The 6,744-nt window shown below is 35.3% G+C and carries 6 protein-coding genes; all 6 read right to left on the bottom strand.

Annotated elements, in window-relative coordinates; all coding sequences use genetic code 11:
- Nucleotides 1-160 precede the first annotated feature (160 nt).
- Nucleotides 161-886, bottom strand: a complete 726-nt coding sequence (locus V7024_RS06860) for an HAD family hydrolase (RefSeq protein WP_335517459.1) — start codon at nucleotides 884-886, stop codon at nucleotides 161-163.
- 4 nt (nucleotides 887-890) lie between these two features.
- Entirely contained in the window at nucleotides 891-2,303 is a 1,413-nt protein-coding gene (locus V7024_RS06855; protein WP_335517456.1) for a CehA/McbA family metallohydrolase, read from the bottom strand.
- A gap of 84 nt (nucleotides 2,304-2,387) precedes the next feature.
- Complete coding sequence (locus tag V7024_RS06850; protein WP_335517453.1) at nucleotides 2,388-3,749, bottom strand: extracellular solute-binding protein; 1,362 nt, start codon at nucleotides 3,747-3,749, stop codon at nucleotides 2,388-2,390.
- Nucleotides 3,750-3,773: 24 nt separating this feature from the next.
- Nucleotides 3,774-4,592 carry a carbohydrate ABC transporter permease gene (locus V7024_RS06845; RefSeq protein WP_335517504.1) on the bottom strand — a complete coding sequence of 273 codons (819 nt, stop codon included), beginning with the start codon at nucleotides 4,590-4,592 and terminating at the stop codon, nucleotides 3,774-3,776.
- A 10-nt stretch (nucleotides 4,593-4,602) separates the two neighbouring features.
- Complete coding sequence (locus V7024_RS06840; RefSeq protein WP_335517450.1) at nucleotides 4,603-5,469, bottom strand: carbohydrate ABC transporter permease; 867 nt, start codon at nucleotides 5,467-5,469, stop codon at nucleotides 4,603-4,605.
- Between the two features lie 171 nt (nucleotides 5,470-5,640).
- Nucleotides 5,641-6,429 (bottom strand): DeoR/GlpR family DNA-binding transcription regulator, encoded by a 789-nt coding sequence (locus tag V7024_RS06835; protein ID WP_335517447.1) that lies wholly within the window; start codon nucleotides 6,427-6,429, stop codon nucleotides 5,641-5,643.
- Nucleotides 6,430-6,744 lie beyond the last annotated feature (315 nt).

Here is a 6,744-nt window from a genome sequence, read left to right as displayed (position 1 = left end):
CTGGACAACAAAGAAATGTGGAAGTGGCTCGTCCAGAATGTGAGGGGGATGGAGCTTCTGACGTAGAGGTGTTTTTTACCTCGTAGGAAGAAGCGAAGCCACCGAACATTCTAGCCACTGGAACTGGACAATGCTTTTGCTGAATTTTGAGATGGGAGTATTACTGCCCGTTAATGCGGGATAAAATTGTGGCAATATCCTTCATACTGTCTAAAATATAATCCGCTTCTCCTTCTAAATCTTCCTTCCCGCTCGCACCTGACAGGACGCCGACCACTTTAATGTTGCTATTTCTTGCGAATCTAACGTCTGTTAATGTATCACCTACCATTAATACATCTTCTTCAACCAGTGAAAATTTCTCTTTAAATATATGATAAAAATCATTTTCCGGTTTTGTTTTATTGACACCATCATCTGCACCTAAAAAATCCACATAATCATATAATCCGGTCATTTTAAGGGAATGAACAGCTGCATCGACGTCGTCCGCTGTAACAACCCCAATAACATATTCATGATCTTTTAAATATTGTAATGTTTCCTTCGCGCCTTCCACTTCTGTAAAGACGAGATCATCTGCTGTAGAGTGCTTTTTGAATAATGCGCATACATCATCAATAAAGTTCTCTTTACTTACATTTTGATTTTCTAGTAATGAAAACCATGCAGCCGCAATAAAGTAATTTGTTCGGCAAGCTAGTAAGCTCGTACTCTCAAAATCATTATCACTCATACCGATAATCTTCAAATATTCATTTCGCTTACTTGTTTCGCTTGGATACATGTGAAATATATCATCTAATACACGATGAACGATTTTGTACCAAACAGAATCTAGCTGGATTAGTGTCCCATCTTTATCAAAAATAATTGCTTTATTCATTTTTTCATCCTCCTAAAACTTCATACCATGTTTTCTTCTTACTCGTAACGTTATGATGAATAGGATTTATAAACGCTACTAATTCATCATTTTCCCAACCCTCAACTCTAGCATAGGATCCTTCATGTAAATTAAAGTCAAAGGTAACTTGGCTGCCACATTCTTTTTCGATGATTTGACCATCCACAATCAATCTCCACTCACAAGGTTTATCTGTATGAATGTTGTAATGAACATTTCCTTTGGCCCCATCGCCAACATAAATCGTTTTACCTTCGTTTTGAATATCGATCTCTAGTTTTCTAAAGCGTGAAAAATAAATGCGGCCTCTTTCGATAGTATTCTTTAAATTTTTAATAGATAAACCATTACATAATACATATGTGCCAGGATCGCCATAAATCGATGGGTCTTTAGATCCCGGGAACGTTTTAGATGGATGTAAGTGCGAATCACTTCCTCCTATCCCCCAGACTTTCAGACCATTTAACCACATTTGATCGAAGAACTTTAAAGCTTCTAAAGTAGAAGATTTGCTTTTTTTATAAGTCGGATCACACATAATTTCCATTGTATGAACATGTTCTAAGTTAATATCAATTTGATTCGCCCAAGGCTTCATAAACGGATGATTCACGCTAATTAAGTAGCCTTTTTCTTTCATAAGAGCAAACAAGTCATTCATGCTTTTAGCGTTAAACGATTCGTCGAGGCACTCTGTAAAGTTAATATATTCCTTCATACCGAACATATTGTAATGGCCGTAAGGAGTTGTAAGTTCCATAGATGGTATGATTAATGTGCTTCCTTTTTGATACGATGGCATGACAATGTTGTGTTCCGTCGCATATAAAAAATCCAACTCTTGTTTTTCACATACGCTCATTGCCAGTTCGTCATCTATCTCGCCATCCGTTACATCTGTATGAACATGAAAATCTCCTTTATACCAGCGATGCTCTTCATTCACTACTTTTTCAAAATCGTTTTCACGGATAAAGACATTTTCTTCGCAAAAATATTCTCGGTTATACTCTCGGTTTACCTCGTCATTCACTACTATATTTACTGTATAGTCAACGTTTCTTCCGGCAAACTTTACTGCTTTATTTGCACAATGAGGGATATATACGACTTCTAATTCCCAATTACCCGCCGGTATTTCTCTGCCAACGCAACCAGCTGAACAAAACTTTGGATTTGTTGCAACAACTAGTTTTTCGTCAACAATTGGCGTTTGATACTGAATACGCACATAACCTCTAGAATCTTTCACAATTAATAAAAGTGGAATTTTCCGACTGTCTCCTTGATTGATCGTTACTGTAAAATTAAAAATATCAGTTGCATCTATTAGAAAAGAATGTTTATTTTTTACGAATGGAGAAAGAGTCATCGTACCTTTCATTTCAATCATGATTCCCACACCTTTTTTATATTTTAATGATAGAATCATAGAGGTACTTTTGGCGTTCAAAAGCACCTCATATTTCTAGTAATATTACTTCTTCTTTTTCAACGCTTTATCTAATTCTTCTTGGGCAATTTTAGCCGCTTCATCCAACGCTTTTTTTGCAGGGACTCCTTCAATTTCTACTTTATCCTTCGCTACATTTAACGCGTCGTTAATTTTACCGCCTGTTGGATCTGTAAATGGCAGGGCGCCGTTTTGATTCGCTTGCTCTAATGGAACTAATGCTTGTGGTTGTTTTTTTACAAATTCAGCATAAGGTCCATACTCTGTTACATTGTTACGAACCGGAATATAGCCTGTTGCCATTGACCATTCAGCTGTTTTTTCAGTGCTTGTCGCAAATTTCATAAAGTCATATGCACCTTTTGCTACTTCTGGATCAACATTTCTCGTTAATGTGAATAAATATGTTTCTAATTTTGGCGCTGGTTTATGATCACCCCAACCTGGTTGTGGTAATGCTCCAAATGTATTTAGGCGTTCTTCCTCACTCATTCCTTTACCTAACGATTTAAAAACAAATCCTTGGTCACCAGACGAGCCTGTATATCCTAACGTTCTACCTTCCACGAGATCAATGATTGTTTTATCCCAATATTCCCAGCCTGTTCCACCTGAATGAATATTCATAATTTTTTCTTCATGAATCCACGTACGGAATTTTCCCCATACTGTAACCCAAGTGTCATCGTTGATTAATACTTTTTTACCATCTTCACTTAATACATTTCCGCCAGCACTGCGAACCGCGTCAATTAAGTTTGACGTACCCCACATTGGCATCCAACCTGCGTATGTGACATTTCCATTTCCGTCACGTTTTGCTACTTTCTTCGCTACTTTTTCTACGCCTTCCCACGTTTTTAAATCGTCAGCAGTAAAGCCATTTTCCGCCAACACTTTTTTGTTGTAATAAAACACTTGCGTTGTACCGTAAAAAGGAATTCCATATAACTTCCCATCAATTGTTGCTTGATTGATAAAACCTTTTCCGTAATCTTCTTTTTTGAAATTATTATCATTTTTAGTATATTCATCTAAAGGCACAATTAACTTTTTCTTAACATATTCTTGAATGACGTCTGAACCTAACAATGCAATTGCTTCTTGGTTATTCGCTGCAAATCCACTTTGAAGCTTTTGATAAGACTCATCGTAGTTACCAGCTTTCGTCGTTTTTACTACATATTTATTTTGACTTTTATTGTATTCCTCTACACTCTTATCGACACGATCTGCAAGGGAACCACCTACTCCATTAATAAATGGGACAACAATCTTCTCTCCTTCTTTACTTGCTTTAACAGTACTTCCTTTTCCACCTGAACAGCCTGCAAGTGCGCTAACAAACAACGATACAATTGCTAGAAGCATGAATAATTTTCTCATCCAAAATGTCTCCTTTATATTTAGTTAACCCTTTACCCCTGAATCAGTAACGCCTGAGAGGAACCATTTTTGTAAAACTAAAAATACGAGTAAGAGCGGCACCGTTGCGATTGTACTTGCCACCATAATGTGTGACCAATCTCGGCCTAAGGAACTATTAATAAAGTAATCGGCAATTCCGTTCGTAATTAACTTTTGTGTATTATCTTTCAAGATAAGGGCTGGCCAAATGTAATTATTGTAATTACCGATAAATGTGACCAATCCTAATGTTACAAATGATGATCGCGTCATCGGAAAAACAATCTTCCAAAGAATAGTCCAATCACTTGCTCCATCAATTTTGGCTGCTTCTACTGTTTCATCCCCAACCTTATGGAATGATTGTTTTAAATAGAAGATACCGAATACACTAACAGCCATAGAAATGATATATCCAAAATGCGAATTAAGTAAGCCCACTTTTCCTAGCATCACGTATACCGGAACATACGATACAGATCCAGGAATCATGTACGTTGCCATAACAATGCTAAAGGTTACGTTCTTCCCTTTGAACTTATAAAATGTCAACATATAAGCAAAGAGTGCAGACGAAACAAGTACATATATCGTAATAATGAAAGAGGTATAAAAACTATTAAATAAGTATGTGTTAAATGGAAGAATTTCTAATACTTCACGATAATTTTCCAAGTAGAATTCCGTAGGCCAAAAGCCTCCTTGTAACACTTCGCTGGATGTTTTAAACGAACCAAGTACCATCCATATGAATGGAAAGACAAACAAGATACTTGATAAAGCTAAAAAGAGATGCTTGATAATTAATGGCGTCTTTTTCATATCTTTCATCTTAATAGTTCACCCACTTGTCACCTATTATCTTGTTTATAACGGATAGTAAAATTGTAATGATTAATATAATAAATGCGATTGCCGTTGCAGAACCCATATCGAACTGTTCAAACGCTTGTTGAAAGAATAAGTAAAGTAGCGTTCGTGTCGATCCACTCGGTCCACCTTGTGTTAAGATTTTGATTTGATCATAAGCCTGCACCGAAGAAATTGTATTAACAACAACTAGAAAGAAAGTTGTCGGTGAAACCATCGGTAATGTTACATATCGGAATTTCTGCCATGCATTTGCACCATCAATACTAGCTGCTTCATACAAGCTCTCTGGTACTTTCTCTAGTGCACCAATATAGAAAATCATCGTCCATCCAACTAATTTCCATACTGTTACAATAATGACTGCTAGCATCGCTGTCTCACTACTCTTCAGCCAATCCAAGCCTGGTATTCCGAAAAACGCTAGTACTTTATTAATAACTCCAAATTTCGGTTCATATAGAAGTGACCAGACGATGGATACAGCTACCGTTGGCGTTACCCAAGGTGAGAAAATCAATAATTGATAAATGGCAGAACCTCTAAAATTCTTTCGGAAAAATAATGCGAAACCTAACCCTAATGCAATCGTTGGAACGACCGTCCCAATTCCGAAATAAAGAGTATTTAACAATGCTTGTATAAAAGAATCCTGTGTAAACAAATTCAAATAGTTATCGAAACCAACAAAATTAAAGTCATTGGTCATGAAATCCCAGTCTGTAAAACTAATACCTAAACTAATTACATTCGGAATCACCCAAAACAATATGAGAGGTATTCCAACTGGTAATAGAAAGAACACAGCTTTTGATAGTTTTATTTGCATTCCTGTCACCCCCTAATTCGTATTGTACGGGGACATTATTAACGAAATGTTGTTATATTGTTAACTAATTGTAAAATCAACATAAAAGCAATACAAAACAATACATTTACCAAAATTATAACAAAAAAAGACTATTTCTCATTAAGAAATAGTCCACTTTCAGATTTTTTTCTATACCGTTATTACTTCAATCCCTTTACTTACTAGGGCGTTTTGCCATCTCTCATCAAGTTTAGCATTTGTAAATAGCACGTCAACATCTTCAAAATTTCCGCTTTTATAGAACTTTGTTAAATTAAACTTTGACTCATCGATCATCATGACAACTTGTTTAGCATTTTTCTTTAATTGTTGAAAAACTTGTGCATCCTCAATATACGAAGATGTTAGTTCCTTTTCTAAAGAAATTCCATCACATGAAGCAAATAATTTATTAACAGTAAATTGATCAAGGTAATTTAACGTCATGTCTCCAGACAATGCTAATGAATTTGAATTTAACATGCCACCAAAGACTATTAATTTGCAATCAAATAAATTATATTGTTCTTTCAGCTCAATCACTTTATTAACAGCTGGTATCGAGTTTGTTAGAATCGTCAAATTCTTCTTATCATGTATAAAGTCTAAAATTTGCATTGTAGTCGTTCCAACTTCAATTGCAATAATATCATTATCTTCTACTAATTTACTTGCTTCCATAGCAATGTTTCGCTTTTCTTCAATATTCTCAGATCGACGTTTATCAAAATAAAATTCAATAGTATGATCTTTTTTCTTTACTGCACCGCCATGTATTTTCGTTAACTTGCCTTCCTTTTGCATCATATCTAAATCTCTTCGAATCGTTTCTGTAGTAACATTTAACACCTTTGCTAAATCATTTACCATCACGCGATTGTATGTTTCTAACTCATCAAGTATGTATTTTCTTCGTTCGAATTGTGTATAGGATTTCATTTCATTTACACCTCTTTGTATTACACAAATATACATATTTTTCAAAACGCTTATAAAGACTAGATTGATTCATTTAAACTGGAACTATATAGATTCATTTTAATTTTTCATCATAAATAAAGTTGGATAATCTTGTCCAAACTTCTAATAAAAAGGAGCCTCACACGGACAAGGATAACACAAATGCTCCTATAAATGAACTACTAGAAGTAGGAGAGAAAAGACCGTTTTCTATATGTATATAAATAAAAAAACCTCTTTCTTTTTTATGAGAGGACGAGAGCATCTGACCATGTATAGGAGCGGTCAGGGCCT

The sequence above is a fragment of the Bacillus sp. JJ864 genome, assembly GCF_036963045.1.
GTDB lineage: Bacteria > Bacillota > Bacilli > Bacillales > Bacillaceae_G > Bacillus_A > Bacillus_A pseudomycoides_C.
Note: the sequence above shows the minus strand (reverse complement) of the source record. Positions and strands in the feature narration are given on the sequence as shown.

What these genes read in the sequence shown, in the direction of transcription:
- V7024_RS06860 (WP_335517459.1), bottom strand. Translation starts at nt 886, where the DNA reads ATGAATAAAGCAATTATTTTTGATAAAGATGGGACACTAATCCAGCTA.
- V7024_RS06855 (WP_335517456.1), bottom strand. Translation starts at nt 2,303, where the DNA reads ATGATTGAAATGAAAGGTACGATGACTCTTTCTCCATTCGTAAAAAAT.
- V7024_RS06850 (WP_335517453.1), bottom strand. Translation starts at nt 3,749, where the DNA reads ATGAGAAAATTATTCATGCTTCTAGCAATTGTATCGTTGTTTGTTAGC.
- V7024_RS06845 (WP_335517504.1), bottom strand. Translation starts at nt 4,592, where the DNA reads ATGAAAAAGACGCCATTAATTATCAAGCATCTCTTTTTAGCTTTATCA.
- V7024_RS06840 (WP_335517450.1), bottom strand. Translation starts at nt 5,469, where the DNA reads ATGCAAATAAAACTATCAAAAGCTGTGTTCTTTCTATTACCAGTTGGA.
- V7024_RS06835 (WP_335517447.1), bottom strand. Translation starts at nt 6,429, where the DNA reads ATGAAATCCTATACACAATTCGAACGAAGAAAATACATACTTGATGAG.